Genomic DNA, 24,416 nt, shown 5'->3' on the forward strand with positions numbered 1-24,416 from the left:
CACTTCCTATTTATGTAGATATATCTTTTTCTCTATCTACTATAGCATAATCTATTCCGGAAAAATCTAGAATTATCATCCTAATTCTAGATTTATCAGCTTTCCCTACATCAGAAAAGACGTTACTGCAACCATTCTCCGGAAGCATTGTACTATTTATAAAACAGGGTAGCTGCGTAAAGAACGCAGTCTCTGTTTATTTCAATTTTTATTCAACTTCATCTTCGAATACTACTTCACGCAATTCATTCGTTTCTTCAAAATCCACGATACGGTCCAGATCCATTAAAATTAATAGATTACTATCAATTTTTGCTACACCCTTAATAAACGTATCTTTGACCCCACCTACAAGTTTTGGTGCAGCCTGTATCATCTCTTGGTCTATATCCTTTACCTCTGTTGCTGCATCGACGATAAGACCTACCTGCATCTCTTGAACAGAAACGACGAGAATGCGACTATCATCCGTAGTTTCTGTTTCAGCAATCAGGAGCCGTTCCTTTAAATCAATAATAGGGGTTGTTTCTCCTCGCAATTCGGTTACACCTTTAATAAACTCGGATGTTCTTGGAACTTCCGTAATATCCTGCACCCTTTCAATAGAGATAACCTGCTGGATATTTACCCCAAAAGATTGCTCCTTCAATTTGAATACAATAAATTTTGTTATTTCTTCCAATTTACGACCCTCCGACTCTATTTAATTAATGCATTTGGATCCAGTACTAATGCAACTTCACCGTCTCCTAAAATAGTTGCACCGGAAATCGCAAAAACATCTTTCAAGTAGTTACCAAGCGACTTCAATACAACTTCTTTCTGTCCAACAAAGGAATCCACAATTAAACCAGTCAGTTTGTCACCTTTTTTGACAATAACAACGGAGTATTCCTGCTTGTTATTTACTTCCTTTAATGGGACTTCAAATATGGTTTCTAGGGAAACGAGTGGAATAACTTTACCCCTAAAATCCATTACCTTCCTACCATGTGCGTACATCAACTGAGCTTTATTCAGTATTGCGGTTTCAATAATACTGGATAATGGAACTGCATACGTTTCCTGCTGTACTTTAATTAGCAAGGTAGCAATAATCGAGAGGGTTAATGGTAATTGAATGGAAAAAATACTTCCTTTTCCAGCTTTAGATTCAATGGATATCTGACCGCCAAGTGATTCTATTTTATTTTTAACAACATCCAGACCAACCCCGCGACCAGAAATGTCCGATACTTTGTCAGCAGTACTAAAACCCGAAGATAAAATAAAATTAGCAACTTGATCATCGGTTAATAATTCCGCCTCTGAGGCAGAAATTAGTCCATTTTCAATCGCTTTTGACTGCACTTTTTCGCGATTTATACCAGCACCGTCGTCTTCAATTTCAATAAAAACATGATTGCCACTGTGGAATGCCCGTAATATTAAATTGCCTTCCTCCTGTTTACCAAACTGTTTCCGAACATCCGGCAATTCAATTCCGTGATCGACGGAATTGCGAATTAAATGTACTAAAGGGTCCCCAATTTCATCAATAACCGTTCTATCGAGCTCCGTATCTGCACCAATTACGTTAAGATTAATCTGCTTATTCAAGTCTTTGGCAAGTCCTCGGATCATCCGTGGAAATCGATTAAATACCTGTTCAATCGGTACCATGCGCATTGCCAAAATTAAACTTTGCATATCGGTTGATACACGGCTCATATGCTCAACGGTATCGGTAAGGTCACTATTACTTAGATTATCTGCAATTGCTTCCAGTCTACTTCTGTCGATAACCACTTCTTCAAACAAATTCAACAGATCATCGATTCTTTCAAGATTGACCCGGATCGTTTTGGAAGTACTACTGCTTGTCCCAGATGCAGACTTTTCTGTAGTTGCAGCCGCCTCTTCTTGTACGAGTTGAGACGTCAGATTCTCTTCGTTGATTGGCAGAGCGTCTTTCTCCGTATTAGAAATGGTAACCAGATTACCAATATCTACCTCTTTGACCTCAGAAACTTTTCCAATGATCGTTTTAATTGTTTCAGCTTCCACTGTTGAAAGGAATATCATTGTAAATTGTTGCGCAAAATTACCTTCTTCAATTTCTTCGACAGAGGGATTTGTCCGAATAATTTCCCCACGATCTTCCAAAGACTCGAAAACCATATAGGCACGAGCGCCTTTTAAAATACAATCATCTGTCAATGTAACTGTTATTTGATAAGGAAAAAATCCCTGTTCACTGGTCTGGTCGATAATGGTTATTTGAAATTCGTCGAGATCAAGTTCGTCTGTATTAATGAAGTGACCTTCATTTGCAACTGTTGGTTTGATCATTGCCTTAACCGGCTCTCCCTTTTCAATTTGATCCAGTAGCTCTACCAATTCGGAAACATCTTTTTTCCCGTCTTGTCCTTCACTGATGGAGCTAACCATTTCCTCTAAATATTCAATTGCTGAAAATATAATATCAATAATAGCAGTTGAAACCGTTAATTTTTGATTGCGAATCAAATCCAATACATTCTCCATTTTATGCGTTAAGGAAGCGATATCCTCATACCCCATTGTTGCAGCCATTCCTTTTAATGTATGGGCTGACCTGAAAATCTCATTTACAAGATCTATGTCCTGAGGTTGTTTCTCCAATTTAAGAATATTATCATTAACCGCCTGTAAATGCTCGCGGCTTTCATCCAAAAACACTTCCAAATATTGATCCATATCCATAGGAAAAATCCTTTCTCATTTCCAATTTGTCACATCATTTCTTTGTTTAAGGCTATTTTCAGAATAGCTGATTGACTTCCATCTCATAAATATTTTTGAAGATTATGTAGGCTAAAATCCCTAATTTTTATATCGGTTTAAGACCGAAAATTGTGAAGGGTAAAATGGAAATACGAACGCCTAAGAAAAATAGGAAACAGAATCATCATTCTGTTTCCTATCATAACCTCAAAATAAGAATATCTCTAAAGTTTAAATTTTCTAATGAGTTCATTTAATTCTTCTGCAGAATTCGCAAGCTGTTCTGAGCTTGATGCAACTTCATCCATCGAACTGCTTGTTTGTTCCGTAGAAGCGGCAATTTCCTGAACACCTGCAGCCGACTCTTCTGAGACAGAGGCAATTTCTTCGACAGACCCGTTCATCTTGTTTGTACTATCTGCAATATCCAAAAGGTTTTCTGATACGATATTTATATCCGTTACCATATTCGTAATGGAAGACCTTACTTCTTCCAACATTTCCGCGGTTGACTGAATTTGATATGTACCCTGTTCAACTTCTTTATAGCCACCTTTTAATGATTCGGTCACATTACTTGTCTCTGTTTGGATCGTACCTACAATCCCTGTTATGTCCTTTACTGAGTCAGAAACCTGTTCAGCAAGCTTTCGGACTTCATCTGCTACAACCGCAAATCCTTTTCCATGCTCACCGGCTCGTGCAGCTTCAATTGCTGCATTTAAAGCAAGCAGGTTTGTTTGTGAAGCAATTTTCTGAATCACAGATATAAGTTTAGAAATTTCCTGTGATTGCGTATCCAGTCCTTGAACCTTTGCAACTGAATTTTTTACGAGCTGATTTATTTTCTTCATCTGAACATTCGAGTTTTTCATAAGCTGGCTTCCGATTCCGACTTTCTCCAGTACATCATTCGAATTAACGTGAATATTTTCACCTTTTTCTTTTGCTTCCTTCACCTTAATCGCGAATGTGCTCATAACGATTGCTAGATCACTCGCACTATTTGCCTGTGTTTCCGATCCTGTTGCTAATTCTTCCATTGTGGTTGCCACCTGATTAGTACCGACTTTCACCTCATTCGCAGAGCTTGTTAACGCTTCCCCTTGACTGGATAACAGTTCGGATACTTCACTTAGTTTTGTAACGACATTATTTAAATTAGAGCTCATTTCATTTGTCGAAATAATAAGTTGACCGGTTTCATCCCTAGTGGTAACTTCCAACGGTTCTTGGCTGATATCCCCAGATGAAACCATCTTCATACGATGCATCACTTTATTAATAGGCTTAGAAATACTGTTGGAAGTAATCATACCTGAAACAATTGCGACAACAAGTGTGATAACGCCCAGTGCAATCATACTGATATAGTTTATTCTATTGTTTTCCAAGATGTTGTTTCCCAAATCAGTTATAATCTCTTCTCTCGTCTCAGATGCTGCGATCGCTGTACCGATTATTTCATCCGTTAGTGGACTTAAGTCGTTTTCCATAATCCTTAATGATTCGTCCTTATTCCCAATTTCGTATAGAGCTATGATTTCGTCAGTAAGCGTTTCCCATTCCATTTTCTTGCTTATTAATTCTTGATTTTCTTTAATATTATTTAAAGCTAATAACTCCTCTTCTAATTCAAAAGAAGCACCAAGTGAATCTGTAAATTTATTCTTTTCATTTACATCATCGAATAATAAATAGCCTCGCAAATAAGCTTCACGTGTAGCCATATTATTTGCCAAGTTTTCATCGACAATCAGCAAGGATAGTTGATAATCCATGATTTCAGTCGTTTGTTCATTTGTGATACGAATCATATAGGAATTAAATAGTATAAATATAAATACAAGGAGTATAACGACTGCAAAACCGGATAAAACCCTTGTTCGAATGCTCTTAAAATTGGATAACTTCTTCAATACTTCCACTTCTTTCATCGTATTATTGAGGTATATTTATTTCATAATTAGGTAGAATTAGAACTTCCACCCTTCTGTTTTTTGCCCGATTCTCATCACTCGTATTTTCAACAATTGGTTTGTGCTCTCCGAATCCTTTCGCACTAAAGAGGGTAGGGTCCAATTTTTCATTCTCCAGAACAAGACTCATAAAGTTCAGTGCCCGAGTCACACTGAGTTCCCAGTTCGAGCTATATTCAGATGTACCAATCGGGACGTCATCAGCGTGTCCACTGATAACAATCTGATGTGGAGGCTCTGTATATAAAAGATTAGAAACATCCCGTGCAACTTCATGGCTTTCTGTTTTTACTTCTGCACTGCCAGAATCAAAGAAAATATCATTTACAATGGTGATCAGCAGGCCCTCATCCGTCAAATCTGTAGCTAACTTATCCGTAAGATTATTTTCATTGATATAATTTTGAATCATCGATTGCAGTTTCTCTAATCGAAGGATTTCTCCATCCGCTTTTCCGTTGCTATCATTTGCTTCTTTTTCTTTTTCATCTTCTTTTTCCTCTTGCTCTTCAACCGGGGGAGCAACTGGATCGTTATTTTCCTCTAATATTCCACTACCTGAACTTGAAAATTCACTGCGAAACACACTTGATAGTTCTTCATACTTTTGAACATTAATATCACTCATCGCAAATAGAACAATAAATAACGCTACTAGAAGTGTCAGTAAATCAGAATACGGGAGCAGCCACGATTCATCAATATGCGATTGTCTTATCTTTTTTCTTCTACGCATTGGCATCAGCCTGCTTCATTGCTGCCATCTCTTTACCAGAGAGTAAAGATCCAAGTTTCTCTCTAACGATCATTTTGGAATCTCCTGTCGTTATAGAGAGAATTCCCTCTACCATAATTTCCTTGTGTAAAACTTCTTTTTTGGACTTCTCACGCAATTTATTAGCAAATGGATGCCATAATACATACCCAGTAAAAATACCTAACAATGTCGCAATAAAGGCTGATGAAATCGCGTAACCAAGCGCATCTATATCGGACATATCTCCTAAGGCAGCAATTAGACCTATTACCGCACCGAGGACCCCGAGTGTTGGTGCATATGTACCTGCCTGGGAGAAAATAGCTGCACCCTCTTCATGTCTTCGCTCCATCGCGTCTATTTTTTCAAGCATTATATCTTTGATAAAATCGGGTGACTGTCCGTCGATTGCAAGCTGCAACCCGGATGATAAAAATGGATCATCTACCTCAGAAACCCGTTGCTCCAGTGTTAGGATTCCTTCTTTTCGGGTCTGATCTGCCCATTCACTGAACATTTGAATGAGATCTTTTGTGTCTGTATGGTGTTGTTCTGTAAAAAGAATTTTAAATAGCACAGGAACTTTTTTTAAGGTGCTTGCGGGAAAAGCTATGGTTACAGCAGCAACCGTTCCTAGAAGTATAATTAAGATTGCTGCAGGATTTACAATTGCCATGACACTTACGCCTTTAAGCACCATACCTACTCCAATCGCAACGAATCCTAATATTAAACCTATAATCGATGTTTTATCCATGGGTTACCTCCTGAAGAATATGAAATCGTTCATTGTGAAGTTGTTATTCTTTTTATCGGTTTAAATTGTTAGGAGTGTAGTGAATTATCGGAATGTCGAATATTTTGATAATTATTGCTCGCTGGATGAGACAAAAAATCAGAGAGTCAAATCGATGAAGTTTCGGTGAGGAAGTTCCATATTAATCTTCACTCTCCTCCTCATTTCCAGTAAAATAAAAACAGATCATTGAGAAAGGATGAATCAACATGCTAAACACATTTGTATTAAACACGAACAAGCATTCAGAAATGATAGACATTACTGCAGAAATTGAGGAGTGGATTCATCATGAAGGAATAGCAGATGGCATTGCAATAATCTCCTCTCTACATACAACAGCAGGGATTACAGTAAATGAAAATGCTGATCCGGATGTGAAGCAGGACATGCTTATGAGGTTGGATGAGGTATATCCATGGGAACATACAAAGGATAGACATATGGAAGGGAATACAGCATCTCATTTAAAAGTAAGTACTGTCGGCCATGCACAGACGCTGATTATCTCAAACGGTGCGTTGTTGCTTGGTACATGGCAGGGCGTCTATTTCTGTGAATTTGATGGACCAAGAAGAAACAGGAAGTATACAGTCAAAATAATGGAAGGTTAAGTTTATCACAGAACAAGCAGTCCTCCTTTTGGTGCTAATCATAACTGCTTGTTCTGACTTATTAATTGTAAAATTTTTAGGTACTTTAAGCATAGTTACGAAGACTTATTTTTTAGAAATATACGCTTCTTTTCATCCTTTTTCAGCTTCTTATTTCCTCTCTCACCCGTATCTAGTATGTATAGCTCAGTTATATTTTCCCTATGTACCTAATAAAGGCGATTAAATGTCCCGAATTACAACCTATTTGACTAAAAAGTTTTACTAGGAATTATTTATAATATTTAATATAGTATAGGAAACTGATGTTCTTTCAGGTTGTGCCATAGTCATTATTTTTGCCTTTATGAGATAGAAGGGAGGAAAATTAGGATGAAAAAAAATACAAGTCCTGATGAGGAACAATGTGAATACACATGGGCTAAGAAGTTTGTTGATGAAAATGAGTTGATCTTCCGTAACAATCTGATGCGATCATTTTTGCTAACGAAGAAAAATTGTTTTCTTTTGGATCAGTCCATCCGTTATTCTACATCTGATTCAAAAAAGGCGTTAGATAAGGCGTTCCAAGATCATCTTGCCGAGATAAGGTTAATTAGCCAATTATCAAATGATTTGCGAAGGTATGCAATTCGTTACGACCAGAAATTTAACCTGGACAGGAGGCGGCAATTATTAATTTTGGACCAGCCAATTCATATTGATACAAATAACCCAGCATCGAAAGTCGACCTTATTGCAGACAGTCAAGCTTTATCTGTTGATGAGGAAGCATTGGAAAACGATAATCAGTTAGAAAGTAACATTGGAAATCCTTCTCTTTATCAAGCTCTTCATTTTCTCACACCAAGACAGAAATATATTTTAGAAGCATCGTATCTTTTTCATATGACTGATACGGAAATCGCAGCTAAAGAAGGTGTCTCCCAACAATCCATTTCCAAAACAAGAAATAAAGCTTTAAGCAACTTAAAAAAACAGCTATTAGCAGAGGAGGGAAAACATGAATGAAATTTCTGCTCTCTCTTATATGGTCCAATCCATGGAAAATGTCGGGTTTCCGGTTCTGGTTACTTTAATTTTGTTAATTCGTTATGAAGTAAGAATGGAACGCCTAGAAAAACATTCCAGAGATTTATCGGATATTATAAAAGAATTAAGGAGGGATATTTCATGACTCGACTCATTGATTTAACGAAAAAAATTCAAATGCAAAATGATATCGAATCGTTGGAAATTGTTCTTCATTTATTTGAACCGAAAATCAGAGTTTCTTTGAAACAGACTTCTCCCCAAGAACGCGAGGACCTGTACCAGGAATTGAAAATCAGAACAATTGAGATTGTTCGGCAATATGACTTCAGTAACACATATGGATTTTGGGAATTCACAGATATACTAAGAGCACAATACGATATGGAATATGCTGAATCAAAGTAGCTCTACAAGTTTTAAAACGCATCCTATAGTCAACGCTTAGAGGAGGAAAGTACAACTATTGTATAATAAGAAAATAATGTATTCCGTTTCTAATTTTAATCCTCCAGTATAGAATCCGTTCTCTTTCAGAGGGGGGCGGGTACATAATGCTAGAGAATACGAGTTCAGTCGCGCTCCTCACCCGCATTTCTAGGTGGGGGAAGGAAACCGCTATAATTACCCCTTTATTTCTCTTACTTTTTATGATGTACAAGCCCATCACCTTCCTGAAAAGATCTTACAGTGAACCAATCCCGCTACATGAACTACCCAACTAAATTATAAAAGGGAGAACTGTTTGTTCTCCCTCTCCTTCTGTCTATTTCATTTCTCCTAGCTATCCTGGACTGCTGTTTGTACTTGAAGTTGATAATTTTTTGCCATTTCAACAGCGCTTTCTGCTTCAAGATATCCCCATAAATCATCAAGCGTAGGATGAGAAGTCGCCTTTAAGATGCTTTTTATATCATTCGGACTGAGATTCGGGTTAGCTTCCAACATAAGGGCGATGATCCCTGCACAAATTGGTGTTGCCATCGATGTACCTGACAACTGGATATAGTTTTCATCGATAATCAACTCTGGTATTTGTGATTCGATTGCTGATCCTGGGGCTAACAAGGAGATAATATTTGTACCTGGTGCATAGATATCTGGTTTAATTAGGGAATCAATTGTAGGGCCTCTACTGGAATAATCTGCTATATGATCATCCGTACGCTCTAACGTATTTTGATCATCCGTCGATCCAACCGTAATGATAAATGGGTCGATTGCTGGGGTACTGATTGTTGCTGCAGCAGGTCCACTGTTTCCAGCTGCTGCACATACAACAATTCCTTGATGCCACGCTTTCTGTGCCGCTCGCGATAGTGGATCATCTCTGAAAGACTCATAGGCAGGAGCTCCGAGTGATAAAGAAATGATTCGAATATTATGTGCTTCTTTATGATCCATACACCATTCCAAACCTTCAATAATCGTTGATAGCCTACCACTTCCCTGCTCATCCAAAACTTTTATTCCTATTATAGAAGCTTCAGGCGCTGGACCTACATACCTTCCATTGGAGAGGTTACCGTTCCCGGCAGCATCCCCGGCACAATGCGTTCCATGACCATTATCATCATACGGTTCATTTTGACCATTTATAAAATCTTGAAAAGCTATTATTCTATTTGAGGGAGTAATCAAATCTTCATGTGGGTGAATTCCTGTATCAATGACGGCAATCGTTATCCCGTTTCCAGTTAAATCAAGATTTTTGTGAACATTAACAGCACCTATATGCTCACACGCGACATCCAGAAAGGAAGTTACGATCCGATCGTAAAAAATCCGATCTACTGCTTCATGGTCTTTAATCTCTTTTATTTTATCAGGTGTTAAATGGCCTTTCACCCCATTTATACTATGCAGTTCTCTTTCGAGTTTGTTATGAGAATCTAAATTGCAGGTTTTTAGGAGGTCGTCTTTTTTGTCTTTGTCACAGTTCTTCTTCAAATAAACGATAATGGGGATTTCATTGCTGCTTATTACATTCATGTCTACTTTACGGGCATTCCATAATTGTTCTACCAGGCCAGGATCAAGTTTGCGATCGTTATTTTCAAACCATACTTTTTTCCTGTTACTCATTTTACTCCTCCTTTTAAAATAATCTATCTTCATTGATAGATTAGCAATGAAGATAGATGATAACAATCCGACAACATGACTATTTTTAGAAAATTAAAATAAAAAGTAGTAGTTTTGTCGATATCTTTAACATTTTTTGAGACATTTTACGTAATGACAAGCATACACTTAACTATATTTTAATATTATCAAATAATTTGATAATATTATTTTGAAAACGTTTATAAAATAGTTAAGGAGGAATAATTGTGAAAGGATTAACTTCATTCTTTGACCGTATGGTTCAGCGTTATTTACCGGATGCATTCTTATTTGCCATCATCTTAACCATTGTCGTTTATCTTTTGGGTGTGCTATTTACAGACAGCGGACCTGTTCAGATGATTGAGCATTGGGGAACGGGTTTTTGGGATTTACTTGCTTTTGCTATGCAGATGGCTCTCGTTGTTGTTACAGGGTATATTTTAGCAAGTGCACCGGTTGTTAAGAACCTGCTGGCGAAATTGAGTACACTTGCCAATACACCTGCACAAGCAATAATGTTAGTTACCTTTGTAGCCATTATAGCTTGTTTAATCAATTACGGGTTTGGCCTTGTAGTTGGAGCGCTCTTCGCCATTCACGTCGCCAAGCGGGTTCCATCCGTGGATTACCGCTTATTAATCGCCAGTGGCTATAGTGGCATGCTTGTCTGGCATGGTGGTTTTTCTGCATCGATCCCATTAACCATTGCAACACCAGGGCATTTTTTGGAAGAAACGTTGGGAACAATTCCGGTAGTAGAGACGTTATTCAGTCCTTTTAATATTTTCACAGTTCTTGTACTCGTTATTACCTTACCTTTGTTTAATCGTTACTTGTTAAATGGTACAGATCCACTAAGAAACACGGATGCTGCTTTGTGGAAGTCTGATACTGAGGAACAAACAGCCCATGAAATCGCACAACCGACCACACCTGCAGAGAAGCTTGAAAATAGCCAAATTGTTTCACTGATTATTGGTGTTATGGGTCTTGCTTATATGGTTTATCATTTTGCTACAAATGGATTTGATTTGAATATCAATATCGTTAACTTTATTTTTCTATTTCTAGGTATCATCCTTCATAAAACGCCAAGACGATTTCTGGATACAGTAAGTAACGGTGTGAAAAATGCGGGAGGAATTATTATTCAATTCCCATTCTATGCTGGTATCATGGGAATGATGGTTGCTTCTGGTCTTTCGGAACAAATGTCTCTATGGTTCGTCAGCTTTTCAACTGAATATACACTGCCGTTTTTTTCCTTTATTAGTGCGGGTATCGTGAACTTCTTCGTTCCCTCTGGTGGTGGACAATGGGCAGTTCAAGGTCCAATTATGATTCAAGCAGCTCTTGAAACCGGCGCAGACACAGCAAAAACGGCAATGGCAGTTGCATGGGGAGACGCCTGGACGAACATGATTCAGCCATTTTGGGCACTGCCTGCACTCGCTATTGCTGGTCTGAAAGTTCGTGACATTATGGGATTCTGTGTAATGATACTGCTATTCAGTTTTATTCCAATCTCAATTGGTCTGTTTTTATTTTAAAAGAAATCCTCGATTCCTTCATTGGAGTCGAGGATTTTTTAATTGAGCAACGATAATACCGATAACAATCAACACAAATCCTACCACGATGCTTGGGGTCATTTCTTCGTTTAATAATAAACTACTAAAAAGAAGTCCAAACAGGGGAACGAGCATGGTGGAGATTGTTGCTGTTACCATATCAATCACACTTAAAATAATGAACCACACAGTGAAACATAATGCTGATGCCAATACACCTGTAAAGAGAATATAATAAGTGCTTTGTGCATTTAGTTGAACAGGCTCTCCCCATTCCATAAATAAGGTAACTATAAAAATAGCTATCGTTCCAAACAACATCTGAAATGCTGTTGCTTGTATTTTTGGTAAATCCTGTACATGAATGCGGTAATATACATTGGATACGGCCCAGGAAAAGGCTGCAATAATGATTAACAACTCACCAAATATAATAGATGGATTCTGTCCAACCCATATGTCCCAACCAAGAATCGTCAACAATCCAAGCATTCCTATCCATAGACCTGCCATTTTAGCCGGAGTTATTTTTTCCTGTAAAAATTTTGTTGCTAGCATACTACTCCAAATCGGCATGGAATAAAGTAGAACAGAAGATTTTCCTGCATCAACAAATCGTAATGCGAACATAACAAATAGAAAAACAATTGCAGTTTGCAGTGTACCAACGATCAATAAATGTTTCCAGGACTCTTTCGGCGGCATTCCTATTTTCAACAGCCATACGATGAGCATTAATGTGACTGTTCCAACACCAAATCGGAAAAAGGAAAACGAAAAGGGACCCATGAATTCAAGTGAAGCCTTCATCAACACCCAAGCATAACCCCATATGATGGTAATAGTAAGAATAAGCAACCAAAGAAGAAGTCTATTTTTGCGGAGCGTTTTTACATAAGGTAATTTTTGTTTCATAATGATGCTACATCCTCCAGTCATTTATCGTTTATGCTAGCAGATGCAGAGGATATTTAAAACTAAATAAGAACAAAAAAAATAAGCCTGCCTTAGCACGCTTAGCTGATTGCTTTATAGACCGCTATCTCTTCTTTAGCTCTGCTCATGATACAATCCAAGACCTGAGACAGTCTATCGTTAAGGCTCTGTGCATTTTTTTCCAACCCATGGATATTTATCTCCACATCATTTACTCGTGTTTCCAACTGATTTATTAATTCATCCATATGATAGCTGTTTTCTTGAACATCTTTAACATCGTCAAGCAATAATGTAATGGCTTCCAACAACTCGTCAATAATTTCCTGAGTCAAATCGTCCCCCCCTATGACCTTATTTTATTTCAATCGTGCATTCATTCACAAGTGTAATAAGTATGAATTCAATATTAAGGTATAGGTCATATTATCTGTATTTCAGAAAAAAATAGTTAAAAACTGGCCTATAAAGTCTTTAGGCTAATATTTTCTTACTAACAATTCATTTATGATATCCTGTATAAATATAAATGTAAAGGAGCGATTCATCACATCAAGCAGGGATTTCCCCATCTCGGTTCAGACACAAAAAAGCGCCGCCCCAAACAAAAGGAGCGGCATCCTATTATTTATTTTCATTGAGAATATTACCAGCGAGCGCATAAAGCACAGCATAGGTTACAAAATGCGATGAGTTATCATTTGTGTCTTGCTGTGGATAAACTTCCACATAGTCCATGCCACGAATACCGAGTTTTGCAAATTCATGAACGAGTTCCAACAATTCATAGGAAGTAACGCCGTTTCCATCTACCGGTCCACCAGGATTGAAGGCAAAATCCAAAACATCACTGCAAATACTTAGGTAAACTGCTTCTGTCCCTTCGCTTGCAATATCGTATGCCTTTTGTGCAAGTTCCGTCAGATCTGTTCCAGCTTTCCTGATTTCTCTCACAGAGATTGTTGTTGCGCCAACTTCTGCCGCGTACTTCCCTGTTTCCGGCTTATTACGCGGTCCATGAATTCCCATATGAACAATACTCTCATTTCGAACACTTTCACTTTCATAAATTCGATGAAAAGGTGTACTACGTGCGTAAAGGTCACCATCATAATCTGGATGGTTATCGTAATGGGCATCCAAATGTAGGATTCCAACTTTTCCTTCTACTTCTTCACTTAATGCCTTCACAATCGGATAAGTAATCCCATGGTCTCCACCAAAGGCGACAGGGAATTTTCCCGTTTTCCATACATTGGATGCGAAATTTTCGATACGGGTCATTGTTTCCAACGTATCTGCTGGAACGACATCGATGTCTCCAAGATCACCAATCGTGTAATGACTCAAAACATCCATATGATTCAATTCAGGTAAATAGCCCGAATAACGAGAGCTATTTAAGCGGATAACCTTTGGTCCAAGCTCACAGCCGGTGTAATCCCCCCAAGTAACCGCACCTTCCCAAGGCACACCGTATACGAGTACATCTCTATCTTGATAACTATTATCTTTTAGGCTAACTTTCTTTCCGCCTAAATAACAAGGTGTATTGCCATATAATTTATCTGTCATAAAATTTCACTCCTAGATTATTTGACTCCTGCAACTTTATCAAACTCTTCCTGCATTTCTTTTGTAGGTCCCTTTCCTATAAGACTAAATACGACAATTGCTAGACTCGATAAAATAAATCCTGGTACCATTTCATATAAATCCGAACCTGTTAGCGGCCAAAGGAATATGGTAATTCCACCAACAATAATCCCAGCCAAAACTCCATTACGCGTTGTTTTCCGCCAAAATAGGGAAAACAAGATTGCCGGTCCAAATGTGGCACCAAAACCAGCCCATGCATAGGATACAAGGTCAAGTACGGAACTGCTCTCATTCCATGCAAGTATCAATGCAATAACCGCAATAACGAGTACAGAAATCCTTCCGACCCATACAAGTTCTTTATCACTTGCCTTTTTACGCAAATATCTTCGGTAAAAGTCTTCTGACAATGCACTGGATGATACGAGTAACTGTGAATCAACCGTACTCATAATTGCCGCTAATACTGCTGCAAGTAAAAAGCCTGCAACCCACGGATTATAAACTACCTGTACGAGTTGAATGAAAACCTGCTCCGAATCAGCTAATGGCTGATCAAATGTTACAATCCCAAGCAGCCCTACAATTAAAGCACCATACAATGGAATAACAAGTCCCAGAGAAACACTTATTAAACGTGCTTTCCTGACTTCTTTATGAGAGCGGATTGCCATAAACCTTGCTAAAATATGTGGCTGTCCAAAATAACCAAGACCCCAGGCAAGTGCTGAGATAATACCGACCGCTCCAATTGCCCCAGCAGATTCCCAAAGAACTCCACCTGCTTCATCATAAGATGTAGCTGCAAATGCATTTATTAAACTACTGTTGATCGAACCCAGTTGATTAAATAATTCCCCAAATCCACCAATTTGAATCAATCCGTAAATCGCAGTAAATAATAATGCTGCTGACATTAATACACCTTGAATAAAATCTGTATAACTAACTGCTAGGAATCCACCTAAAAACGTGTACGCAACAATAATAATTGCTCCAACTACTAAAGCGAAATGGTAATCAATATCAAATGTCCCTTGAAATAATTTCGCACCTGCAACTAGACCTGAAGCAGTATAGAAAAGGAAAAATGCTAAAATAAATAATGCAGAAATAACTCTTAATAAATGGGAATTATCACGAAAACGGTTTTCAAAAAACTGTGGTAATGTAATCGAATCATTTGTATACTCCGTATAAACTCTTAATCGCTTTGCTACGTACTGCCAGTTAATCATCGCACCTACAGCCAAACCAATTGCAATCCACAAACTCCACTGTCCAAGTCCTGCCGCATATGCTGCACCGGGTAAACCGATAAGTAGCCAACCACTGAAATCACTGGCTGATGCCGAAAATGCCGTTACCCAGCTATTTAATTTACGACCCCCAAGAACATAATCGGATAATGTGTTTGTCATTCTGAATGTAATAATTCCGATGGTTATCATAACTGCTAGGTATGCGACAAATGTTATAAGTGTTGGATTCAAACGTCATCACTCTCCTTGTCCGTAAAGAAAGTAATAATCGCCCACACGACCAATAATGGCATTGGTACGGCAAACCAAAACAATGTCCAGCCATCAAGCATAAATTCCTCCATACTAAGCCCCCTCCTCATTTTTACATGCTTCCTTTTTCTTTTTCCCATACAGAATAATAGTAAACCAGAAAATTTAAAATATTGTTATATGGTTTAGAATTATGTAATTAGATTAGGTATTATGACTAGACATTCGATATTCGCAACCTATTAATCTTTTTACCTAGTTCATTTACACTATCTCTTTAAAATATTATTTCATAAAATAGTCAGTTTGAGTGATGGACAATTTTAATAGCGTGCTATAATAAGAGATAGAATTTAATAAATAATGTGAATTCTATGAATAAATAAAAGGGAGGAAGATTATGCAAAGACGTTTTATTTGTATCGCTATTACCGGATTACTAGTCTTCTCGATTATTATCACCACAGGTGCGCCTGTACAGGCAAAAAAAGATTCTAAGCCACGCTTCACTTGGGGGGATCCTGGACCTACATCACCCGTCTTGCATCCAGGTTCCATTCATGGAGCTGGAATGCTTTCGGATCCTTTACTCGAAATCGGTCCTTATATGGAATCAGCAATTGAAGATGGCGCATTTCCTGGTGCTGTCACATTTGTTGCAAGGAAAGGTCATATTGTCCAACAGGAGGCATTTGGACATGCATACTTATATGAAGATGACAAAGGTAATACAACCGACCAACCAATTAACATGAGTGAAGATACAATATTTGATCTTGCCTCCATCAGTAAGATTTTCACTTCAACAGCAGCGATGATCGTTTATGAACAAGGTCTTTTTGAACTTGATGACCCTGTTGCTGATTATATTCCGGAATTTGCTGAGAATGGAAAAGAAAATGTAACGATTAAGCAACTTATGACCCACACATCAGGATTTACCCCATGGATTCCGCTTTATACGATTGGAGACAACCGCGAAGATAGACTGCAATATGTTTATCAGTACCCACTTGATAACACACCAGGATCTACATACACCTACAGTGATTTAAACTTGATAACCTTAGGAGCTCTTATTGAACGTTTATCAGGCCAGCGTCTTGATGAATTTGTTTATGAGAACATAACAAAGCCACTAAAAATGGATGATACGATGTATAACCCACCGGAATCATTAAAGCATCGTGTTGCTGCAACCGAATATCAGCCTTGGACAAACAGGGGCCTTGTCTGGGGTGAAGTACATGATGAAAGTGCTTGGGTCTTGGATGGCGTAGCAGGACATGCAGGCGTATTTTCAACTGCAGAGGATCTAGGTAAGCTTGCACATATGTTTATCAATGATGGACGTTATGGCGGAAAACAAATCCTCAAGCCGGAAACGGTGGATTTATTAGTACAAAATCAGATCCCTGAGTTTCCTGGAAATGATCATGGATTAGGATGGGAGCTTTCACAGGCCTGGTACATGGACGGGCTTTCCGGACCTGCATCCATTGGGCATACCGGTTATACAGGCACATCGCTTGTCATTAACATGGAGAACGATACGATTGCGATTCTTTTGACCAATCGCGTCCACCCTACACGTGATACCGTATCAACAAACACTGCCAGAAAACAGCTTGCAAGACTCGTTGCAAATGCAATTCCCGTTGCTACTCCAAATGGGGAAGACGCATGGTACGCCGGACATGGTGATCAGTTAGAAAATCGCACACTAACAGTCGAACTAGACTTAAAGGACGATGCTACCCTGTCCTATGATACGTGGTACAGAATTGAAAATTATTGGGATTTCGGATATATAGAAGTATCAAGTGATGGTGATTATTGGAATACTGTTAAAGATGCCTATTCCGGAAGCAGTGAGAACTGGCTTCATGAACAAATTGAAATTCCTGCAAATACGACACGAATCCGGTTTCGGTACGCTACCGATGTAGGTGGAAATGAACGTGGTTGGTATGTAAGCAATCTGAAACTTACCGATTCTTCAAAAGAAAATATTCCTTTTGAAGTAGTAAGCGATGGATGGGTTGAACGTAATTATTAGAATGAATTAGAGGAGGAGTATTATGAAATTTTTTAGCAACGCTCCATTTATTTTTATCACAATACTTGTGCTTATGTTAAGCACATTCACCTTTTCAGGTAGCAAAGTTATTGCGGCAGCAGAGAGTAAGATCCATGATTTAATCATATTCCAAAACGTTCCCGAAGCAGCTATAACCGTTGAGGATAAACAAATCCATTTAAATGTACTGAATATCTATGAGGATGGCCATTTTAAAATGACTTCTGAGGATTTAACATGGGCTTCGAAAAATAAGAATGTTGCTACGGTGGATCAGCATGGTGTTGTCACATTCACCGGACAAAACGGTCGATCCTTCATCACTGTCACAGATGGTAGTTCAACAGATCGAATCGCCGTGCATAAGAAACAATCCGAAGAGCTTGTTATGAAAGAAAAAGGAAATCGCTACGATGTGATCCAACATGCAATAAATGGAATGACACGAAATGAAAAAATAGGTCAAATGCTTATGCCTGATTTCAGAAACTGGGACGGAGAAAATGTAACTGAAATGCTCCCTGAAATTGAACAACTAGTAAAGGAATACCATCTTGGCGGAGTCATTTTATTCGCTGAGAATGTTGTCACTACAAAACAGACAACCCGCTTGGTAGCTGATTATCAGGAAGCAAGTGAAAAATATGGACTGCTGCTGACAATTGACCAGGAAGGTGGGATTGTTACCCGATTGCAATCAGGTACACATATGCCCGGTAATATGGCACTTGGCGCAACCCGTTCGGCTGAAACCGCAGAAAATGTAGGACAAGTGATCGGTGAAGAATTACAAGCTTTAGGAATTAATATGAACCTTGCGCCAGTATTGGATGTTAATAATAATCCTGATAACCCGGTAATCGGTGTACGTTCGTTCGGAGAATCACCTGACCTGGTTGCTGAAATGGGAACAGCATATATTCAAGGTTTGCAAAGTACAGGAGTAGCAGCAACCGCTAAGCATTTCCCTGGACACGGTGATACAGCTGTTGATTCACATCTTGGACTGCCTGAAGTTCCACATGATAAAGAACGGTTATTGGAAGTAGAACTCTTCCCTTTTCAACAGGCAATGGAAGAAGGCATTGATGCAGTTATGACGGCACATGTTACTTTCCCTAAGATAGATGATACAAAAGTGATCTCTCAAAAAGATGGTACGGAAATCTCTTTGCCTGCCACCCTTTCCCACAAAGTATTAACCGGTTTGATGCGTGAAGAAATGGGATATAACGGTGTGATTATTACCGATGCGTTGAACATGGCTGCGATCGCGGAACATTTCGGATCCGTTGATGCCGTCATCCGTTCTGTAAAAGCTGGAACAGATATTATCTTAATGCCTGTCGGTCTTGGGGAAGTAGCAGATGGATTGGTAGAAGCAGTTGAAACAGGAGAGATAACAGAAGAACGTATTGAGGAATCCGTTGAACGAATTCTAACATTAAAAATGGAACGGGGAATTATTAAATCCGAGAACTCCCTCCCTATTGAAGAATTAATAGCAAATGCTGAAGCGATTGTTGGTTCGGATGAACATAAACAAGTTGAAGCAGACGCTGCCAACCAATCCATTACCTTGATTAAAAATAACGATGTATTGCCATTCAACCTTTCTAATGATGAAAAAATCGTTGTCGTAGGTAATACGTTTATCAATAGCCTGCACGATGCAGTCAATGCGTACCATACGAATACAGACCTCTTTGTAGCATCTGGACCGCTCGATGAGGACCAACTAGCCCAACTTGAAGATGCTAGTGCAGTTGTTGTCGGCTCGTACACCTATAATGTAAACGGTCGTTCACCAAACAGCGCACAAATGCAATTGATTAACCAACTTGTTGAACATGTTGAAGCACCGATAGTCGGCGTCGGCATCCGTAATCCATACGATATTATGGCATTTCCTGCAATTGATGGTTATTTAGCACAATACGGCTTCAGACCTGCCAGCTTCCAGGCAACAGCAGCAACCCTTTTTGGCGAAAACAATCCAACTGGAACGCTGCCAGTAACCATTCCCAATCAAAATGGCGATTCACTATTTGAATTTGGCTTTGGTTTATCCTACTAAAAATAAGGAGAGTGTAAAAAAATGAAGAGACCCTTGATTATGTTTTTAACAATTGTCTTGGCTTTAAGCTCGTTATCAGCGGTATTCGCAGATAACGGAAACAACGGAAAAGGGAAAGGTAAAGATAAACAAAACGAATTAGAACTTGGTGTTGAAGTGCTGCTTGAAGAACAAAAGGAACTGATTAAAGGAAAACGGGTCGGATTAATTACCAATCCAACAGGAGTAGACCAGGAGTTAAGAAGTATCGTAGATTTGCTGCATCATGATCCGGATGTTGAATTAACCGCATTGTATGGACCGGAACATGGGGTACGTGGTGATGCTCAAGCTGGAGAATATGTGGAGTTTTATATTGATGGGACTACAGGATTACCAGTCTACAGCTTATATGGACAAACTAGAAAACCCACCCCAGAAATGCTGGAAAATGTTGATGTATTGCTATTTGATATCCAGGACGTAGGAACACGCTTCTATACGTATATTTACACGATGGCATATGCCATGGAAGCAGCACAGGAAAACAACATTGAATTTATCGTACTTGACCGTCCGAACCCACAAGGCGGCCATAAAGTCGAAGGGCCAGTTCTTGAAACGGAATATGCATCCTTTGTTGGTAATTATCCGATCCCATTGCGTCACGGGATGACAGTCGGAGAACTCGCAAAACTCTTCAATGAAGAATTTGAAATTGGTGCAGATTTAACCGTTGTTGAAATGGATGGCTGGAAACGTAATATGTATTATGATGATACAGACTTAGAATTTGTTCTCCCGTCACCAAACATGCCAACACTTGATACAGCACTCGTATACCCAGGTGCAGCATTAATTGAAGGAACAAATCTATCCGAAGGTCGTGGTACAACGAAACCATTCGAATTGATTGGCGCTCCATTTGTAAACAGCACAGCGTTTGCAGCTGCTTTAAATGAACTGGAACTACCTGGAGTAGCTTTCCGTGCAGCATCCTTTACACCTTCTATTTCTAAACATGCTGGAACACTTAGTCATGGTGTGCAAATCCATATCAAGAACAAGAAATCCTATAAACCGGTTGAAACAGGATTGCATATCGTAAAAACACTGCATGATATGTATCCGGAAGACTTTGAATTCCGTGCTGAAAACAGCGCAGGTATATCCTTCTTTGATAATTTAATTGGTAATGGTTGGATCCGTGAAGCAATCGAAAACGGCGATTCTGTTAAAGATATGGAGAAAGAATGGAAGGATGAATTGAAAGAGTTCAAGCAGGTTCGTAAAGACTTCCTTATTTATTGAATAGATAAAGATAAAAAGACATCCAAAAACTGGATGTCTTTTTCCTATCTTTATATCTACCCTTTTATCGCCCCTTCTGTCATACCTTTTGAAATCCTCCGCTGGAAAATCGCATAAAGAACAATAACCGGAAGTATAGCAATTACGAGACTGGCAAATAATGTACCCCAAGCATTTGTATATTGTGCTTCACTACTAATAAAGTCGATTGCCAGTGCCAATGTATAATTCTCACTGGATTGTAGAAAGATCAATGCCATGAAATACTCATTCCAAAACTGAATCGCATTCATAATTGTTACTGTAATTATTCCCGACATTGTTAACGGTGTAATCACTTTCCAGAGGACGCCATAAGGCGAGAGACCGTCGATTGCTGCAGCTTCTTCCAGTGACTTTGGTATCGTACTTATAAAGCTTGTTAAAACAAATATGGTAAAAGGCAACTGGCTAACTGCATATACAATAGCCAATCCATAAATATTATCTAATAAACCTATATCCGATAGTAGAAAGAATAACGGTATCCAACCCAATACCATTGGAATCATCATCGCTGATACATATAACGTAAATAAGAATTTACTACCTCGGAAATTTATTCGCTCAATCGCATATGCGGTAGGGACAGCAAGGAACAATGTTAAAAGTGAACCTACTACCGTTACAATTAAACTATTAAATACACTTGTATCGATATTATAGTTCGTCCAAGCATCCGCAAAGTTTTGCCAGTTAAATGTTTCCGGGAACCCCCATGGATTTCTATATATTTCTGCATTTGATTTAAATGAACCGAGGAACATCCAAAATATTGGGTATAACACGGCTATTGACCATAAAATTAAAGGGATACGTATCCCTGTCTTACCTAAAATTTGACCCACACTACGTTTCAATTTTGTTCCTCCTTTACCTTTTCCACTTTATGATTCTAGTATTCAACTTTATCCCTGCGCATTAAGAATTGTAAAATTAATACTGTAATAAGCGAGATCACTAAAATCATAACTCCAATTGTTGCACCATAACCAAAGTTATACTGTACGAATGCCTGCTGATAGAGATAGGAACCCATAACATGTGTCGAGTTATTTGGCCCACCGGCAGTCATAACCTGCACAATAACAAAAGAACCATTTAAAGTAGTAATAACGATGTAAAGAACGGATATTTTAATTTGTGGCCATACAAGTGGCAAGGTAACCTTCCAAAACTGTTGCCACTGATTTGCTCCGTCAATTTCAGCTGCTTCATAATAGCTTTTGGATATATTCGAAATACCCCCTATTAGCATTAACATAAATAAGCCAATCCCCGCCCAAATGGATGGTAATACAAGACTTGGCAATGCCCATGTCTCACTTCCAAGCCATGGTCTAGCCAAATTCTCTAAACCAAGAAATTCCAATCCTGAATTAACCAGCCCCATACTCGGATTATAGATAAAGGTCCATAATATCCCAATTACAACAACCGACATAATATTGGGAAAGAAAAAGACAACCCGATAAAATGGTGCTTCTTTAATTTTCAGTTGAGTCAGAGCAACTGCAAAAAACATTGCCAAAATCATAATGCCAATAACTTTGGTTACCACGAGGAAATAATCATGAATAATCGTATTGGGGATTATTGCATCATTGAATAATTTTATGTAATTGTCGAATCCAATAAATTCTTTGTTTTGGGACGATCCTGACCAATCAAAAAAAGAATAGTACAATCCGCTGAACAAAGGATAAAGCGTAAAAATAGCGAACATGACAAACGTGGGAATAAGACAAAAGGCCAGAAATGTATATTTTTGTTTTTTAGACTGTACCATCCAATCACTCTTTCTTTTGGAAATAGATGTATGGAACATAATGGCTAACGTTGAATGCCATCATGTTCCATACTGACTTATAGAGACTGTTCAAATAGTTCGATAAAAACACGCAGATGTTTCTCGTTGGCGGATCTTTTACCGAGATCGTCCACGTCCTAGCGGCTACGCAGAGATCATAATTAATTAGTTACGATAATCTGCAGCTGCTTTTTCTGCTTCTTCCACAAATTCTTCTGCAGTCATATTTCCGAGCATCAAGGACATCAATGCATTACCAATCGGTGTTTCCAAATCTGCACTCATTGGATGCGGTTTTTCATAGATTTGAACTTGATCCGGATCATTAATCATCGCATTCGCTTCTGTTAAATACCCTGGAACATTTTCATTTTCCGTTAAATCTACTTCCGTAATATTCATAATAGCTCCTGTATGTTCAGAGAATGACATTGCATACTCTCTTGTAAATGCAAACGCAACAAAAGCTTTAGCCGCCTCTGGATTTTTCGCATTTTCAGCGATTGCCAAAGGTCGTAAGTCTGGAACAATAGCAAAAGGTTCACCCTCATCCTGCATTGGCGATGGAATAAAACCAAAGTCAAACCCTTCAGGAATATCATTTGCCATTTCATTCGGCAACCAGAAACCAACAGGGATAAATGCATTTTCATGTAACAGGAAGTTCATTTGAGATTGTGTATGGTTTAATGCACCCAATCCAGAATCAAACATTCCTTCCTGTTGCAATTTCTCCACTTTTTTCATCGTTTCTAGTACAACATCACTTGTCCAAGCACCTTCTGCACCAGTAATTAAATCAGAGAGTAATTCTTCCCCACCGGCTGCACCAAATGCAGGGTAAAGCATTCCACGTAGGAAGTAATATGGATGTTGACCACTTGTTACAAGTGGATTTATATCCTCTCCCTCTTTAATTTCCTCCATCGAACTCATAAAACTGTCAAAGTCTGTTGGTACTTCATAGCCTTTTTCTTCAAATAATGCTCTGTCATACCATGTTCCCCATGTATCAAATACTAAAGGCAGTGAATAAATTTCCCCGTCGAACTTACCGGGCTGAACGATAAAGCTTTCCACTAATTTGTCGCCGCCTTCTAATTCAATTCCTTCGACCCACTCTGACAGATTCATTAATTGTCCATCCTCGACCATTTGGGTTTCGCTTGAACCAGCCCCATCAATGTATACGACATCAGGCGGATCATTTGAAATCCAGCGTGAGCGCATTTCTTCATTAATATTTGGACCCGCATGTTCAATCACATTTACGTCAGGATATTCTTCCTGAAAATCTGCAATGACTTCTTTCCACCATGAATCTCCATATCCACCTACAAAATATTGAATTTCAAGATCTCCTGAAACTTCTCCCTCAGCGCCAGTGCTTGGTGTTCCACTTGTTTCCGTTGCATCATCATCTTCATTTTCATCTGAAGAACACGCTGCAATTAGTGCTACCATTAAC

Annotated in this window: 21 protein-coding genes; 8 read left to right on the plus strand and 13 right to left on the minus strand. The window is 38.6% G+C overall.

Annotated elements, in window-relative coordinates; genetic code table 11:
• Positions 1-208 precede the first annotated feature (208 nt).
• The 5 genes from ACHABU_RS04675 to motA all read right to left on the minus strand — a co-directional run bounded on the left by ACHABU_RS04675 (position 209) and on the right by motA (position 6,238).
• A complete protein-coding gene (locus ACHABU_RS04675) occupies positions 209-682 on the minus strand; it encodes a chemotaxis protein CheW (protein WP_435762777.1) in 474 nt (157 codons plus the stop codon).
• Positions 683-699: 17 nt separating this feature from the next.
• A complete protein-coding gene (locus ACHABU_RS04680; protein WP_435762779.1) occupies positions 700-2,724 on the minus strand; it encodes a chemotaxis protein CheW in 2,025 nt (674 codons plus the stop codon).
• Positions 2,725-2,969: 245 nt separating this feature from the next.
• Complete coding sequence (locus tag ACHABU_RS04685) at positions 2,970-4,664, minus strand: methyl-accepting chemotaxis protein (RefSeq protein WP_435762781.1); 1,695 nt, start codon at positions 4,662-4,664, stop codon at positions 2,970-2,972.
• A 22-nt stretch (positions 4,665-4,686) separates the two neighbouring features.
• Entirely contained in the window at positions 4,687-5,460 is a 774-nt protein-coding gene (gene motB, locus ACHABU_RS04690; protein WP_435762783.1) for a flagellar motor protein MotB, read from the minus strand.
• Positions 5,453-6,238, minus strand: coding sequence for a flagellar motor stator protein MotA (gene motA / locus ACHABU_RS04695; protein WP_435762786.1), 786 nt, complete (start codon positions 6,236-6,238; stop codon positions 5,453-5,455). Before motA ends, motB begins: the two co-directional genes overlap by 8 nt.
• A gap of 248 nt (positions 6,239-6,486) precedes the next feature.
• Between motA and ACHABU_RS04700 the strand changes: the two genes are divergently transcribed.
• From ACHABU_RS04700 to ACHABU_RS04715, 4 genes are all read left to right on the plus strand, one after another.
• A complete protein-coding gene (locus ACHABU_RS04700; RefSeq protein ID WP_435762788.1) occupies positions 6,487-6,891 on the plus strand; it encodes a secondary thiamine-phosphate synthase enzyme YjbQ in 405 nt (134 codons plus the stop codon).
• A gap of 372 nt (positions 6,892-7,263) precedes the next feature.
• Positions 7,264-7,902: a sigma-70 family RNA polymerase sigma factor gene (locus ACHABU_RS04705; protein ID WP_435762790.1), complete on the plus strand. Its 639-nt coding sequence runs from the start codon at positions 7,264-7,266 to the stop codon at positions 7,900-7,902.
• The gene (locus ACHABU_RS04710) at positions 7,895-8,068 is read left to right on the plus strand and encodes a YvrJ family protein (RefSeq protein WP_435762793.1); all 174 of its coding nucleotides are present in this window, start codon (positions 7,895-7,897) and stop codon (positions 8,066-8,068) included. The genes ACHABU_RS04705 and ACHABU_RS04710 overlap by 8 nt, the downstream gene beginning before the upstream one ends.
• A complete protein-coding gene (locus ACHABU_RS04715; protein WP_435762796.1) occupies positions 8,065-8,331 on the plus strand; it encodes a helix-turn-helix domain-containing protein in 267 nt (88 codons plus the stop codon). Before ACHABU_RS04710 ends, ACHABU_RS04715 begins: the two co-directional genes overlap by 4 nt.
• Before the next feature lie 372 nt (positions 8,332-8,703).
• Here ACHABU_RS04715 and ACHABU_RS04720 read toward each other — a convergent pair whose 3' ends face one another.
• Complete coding sequence (locus tag ACHABU_RS04720; protein WP_435762798.1) at positions 8,704-10,008, minus strand: S8 family serine peptidase; 1,305 nt, start codon at positions 10,006-10,008, stop codon at positions 8,704-8,706.
• 248 nt (positions 10,009-10,256) lie between these two features.
• Between ACHABU_RS04720 and ACHABU_RS04725 the strand changes: the two genes are divergently transcribed.
• A complete protein-coding gene (locus ACHABU_RS04725) occupies positions 10,257-11,582 on the plus strand; it encodes a short-chain fatty acid transporter (RefSeq protein ID WP_435762800.1) in 1,326 nt (441 codons plus the stop codon).
• Between the two features lie 18 nt (positions 11,583-11,600).
• On the opposite strand, the gene ACHABU_RS04730 is transcribed toward ACHABU_RS04725, so the two are convergent.
• From ACHABU_RS04730 to putP, 4 genes are all read right to left on the minus strand, one after another.
• On the minus strand, positions 11,601-12,518 hold the full coding sequence (locus tag ACHABU_RS04730) for a DMT family transporter (RefSeq protein WP_435762802.1): 918 nt from the start codon (positions 12,516-12,518) through the stop codon (positions 11,601-11,603).
• A gap of 101 nt (positions 12,519-12,619) precedes the next feature.
• The gene (locus ACHABU_RS04735) at positions 12,620-12,874 is read right to left on the minus strand and encodes a hypothetical protein (protein ID WP_435762804.1); all 255 of its coding nucleotides are present in this window, start codon (positions 12,872-12,874) and stop codon (positions 12,620-12,622) included.
• A 289-nt stretch (positions 12,875-13,163) separates the two neighbouring features.
• Positions 13,164-14,114 carry an agmatinase family protein gene (locus ACHABU_RS04740; RefSeq protein ID WP_435762807.1) on the minus strand — a complete coding sequence of 317 codons (951 nt, stop codon included), beginning with the start codon at positions 14,112-14,114 and terminating at the stop codon, positions 13,164-13,166.
• 17 nt (positions 14,115-14,131) lie between these two features.
• A complete protein-coding gene (putP, locus tag ACHABU_RS04745; RefSeq protein WP_435762810.1) occupies positions 14,132-15,631 on the minus strand; it encodes a sodium/proline symporter PutP in 1,500 nt (499 codons plus the stop codon).
• A gap of 421 nt (positions 15,632-16,052) precedes the next feature.
• On the opposite strand from putP, the gene ACHABU_RS04750 reads away from it, so the two are divergent.
• Genes ACHABU_RS04750 through ACHABU_RS04760 form a run of 3 tightly spaced genes read left to right on the plus strand, consistent with a single transcriptional unit; the run spans position 16,053 to position 21,099 of the window.
• A complete protein-coding gene (locus tag ACHABU_RS04750; protein WP_435762813.1) occupies positions 16,053-17,711 on the plus strand; it encodes a serine hydrolase in 1,659 nt (552 codons plus the stop codon).
• Positions 17,712-17,733: 22 nt separating this feature from the next.
• Positions 17,734-19,809 carry a beta-N-acetylhexosaminidase gene (gene nagZ / locus ACHABU_RS04755; RefSeq protein ID WP_435762815.1) on the plus strand — a complete coding sequence of 692 codons (2,076 nt, stop codon included), beginning with the start codon at positions 17,734-17,736 and terminating at the stop codon, positions 19,807-19,809.
• A 21-nt stretch (positions 19,810-19,830) separates the two neighbouring features.
• The gene (locus ACHABU_RS04760; RefSeq protein ID WP_435762818.1) at positions 19,831-21,099 is read left to right on the plus strand and encodes an exo-beta-N-acetylmuramidase NamZ family protein; all 1,269 of its coding nucleotides are present in this window, start codon (positions 19,831-19,833) and stop codon (positions 21,097-21,099) included.
• Positions 21,100-21,155: 56 nt separating this feature from the next.
• Here the strand turns inward: ACHABU_RS04760 and ACHABU_RS04765 are convergent, their stop codons facing one another.
• The 3 genes from ACHABU_RS04765 to ACHABU_RS04775 form a co-directional block, all read right to left on the minus strand.
• Positions 21,156-21,998, minus strand: a complete 843-nt coding sequence (locus tag ACHABU_RS04765) for a carbohydrate ABC transporter permease (RefSeq protein WP_435762820.1) — start codon at positions 21,996-21,998, stop codon at positions 21,156-21,158.
• 35 nt (positions 21,999-22,033) lie between these two features.
• Positions 22,034-22,927 (minus strand): carbohydrate ABC transporter permease, encoded by an 894-nt coding sequence (locus ACHABU_RS04770; RefSeq protein ID WP_435762822.1) that lies wholly within the window; start codon positions 22,925-22,927, stop codon positions 22,034-22,036.
• Positions 22,928-23,113: 186 nt separating this feature from the next.
• A complete protein-coding gene (locus ACHABU_RS04775) occupies positions 23,114-24,412 on the minus strand; it encodes an ABC transporter substrate-binding protein (RefSeq protein ID WP_435763672.1) in 1,299 nt (432 codons plus the stop codon).
• Positions 24,413-24,416: the final 4 nt, after the last annotated feature.

It is taken from the genome of Oceanobacillus sp. CF4.6, assembly GCF_051262635.1.
Classification (GTDB): Bacteria; Bacillota; Bacilli; order Bacillales; family Amphibacillaceae; genus Oceanobacillus.